The 1069-nt window shown below is 49.0% G+C and carries 1 protein-coding gene and 1 pseudogene; one reads left to right on the plus strand and one right to left on the minus strand.

Annotated elements, in window-relative coordinates:
• A pseudogene (locus KIV40_RS32860) lies at positions 1–134 on the plus strand (LysR family transcriptional regulator); the annotation flags it as partial.
• A gap of 71 nt (positions 135–205) precedes the next feature.
• Here the strand turns inward: KIV40_RS32860 and ilvA are convergent.
• Positions 206–1069 (minus strand): threonine ammonia-lyase, biosynthetic (ilvA, locus tag KIV40_RS32865; RefSeq protein ID WP_285353563.1); only part of this gene is annotated, 864 nt, incomplete at its 5' end.

Raw genomic sequence — 1069 nt, forward strand, 5'->3', positions numbered from 1 at the left:
CGAGCCCTCTCAATCAGTGCTGTCTTGTGTGGCGCAAAGACGACAATCATAAGTTGATCGAGTGGATGGGGAATTATTTAGGATCCAGTGATCAATTGCATCGAGACTGGTTGGATCATCGCAAGGCGATCTAGTTGAACGATCTTTACAGGTAAGATCAAAAAGAGCGAGTTAATACTCGCTCTTTTTATTAAATAACAATCTGTTAGGACAAGAAGAACTTGTACGAAGGGTTATCGGTTTCATCTTTGCATTGGTAGCCAAGCTCACGTAGATGAGTTGAGAATTGTGCAAGATCGTCGTCGCTCAGTTCAAAGCCACACAGAACACGACCGTAGTCTGCACCGTGGTTGCGGTAGTTGAACAGGCTGATGTTCCAGTGCGTGCCCAACGTATCGAGGAACTTGATCAGAGCACCTGGGTACTCTGGGAACTCAAAGCTGTATAGACGTTCTTTCAATGGCTTAGATGGCTTACCACCAATCATATAGCGGATATGCAGTTTCGCCATCTCATCATCTGAGAGGTCGACTACCGGATAGCCGCCCTCACGAAGGTCTGAGATGATGCTATCGAGCTCTTCCTGCCCACCATTGAGGCGTACACCGACGAAGATATTCGCTAGACTATCGTCGTTATGACGGTAGTTAACCTCTGTCACAGCACGGCCGCCGATGATATTGCAGAACTCGAGGAAAGCGCCTTGGCGTTCTGGAATTGTCACCGCAAGCAAACCCTCGCGCTTCTCACCAAGTTCACAACGCTCTGACACATAACGCAGACCATGGAAGTTGGTGTTGGCACCAGACAGTACTGTCGCCAGTTGCTTGCCTTGCAGTTGGTTCTGCTCAGCAAACTTCTTCAAACCTGCCAGAGCAAGCGCACCAGAAGGCTCGGCTATCGCACGAGTATCCTCAAAGATGTCTTTTACTGCAGAGCAGATCTCATCGCTAGAAACGGCAATATGGCCATCGATGTACTGCTGGCATAGGCGGAAGGTCTCTTCACCAATGCGCTTAACTGCAACGCCATCGGCAAACATACTGACCTGATCCAGTACTACTGGCTC

This window comes from Vibrio sp. D173a, from assembly GCF_030248475.1.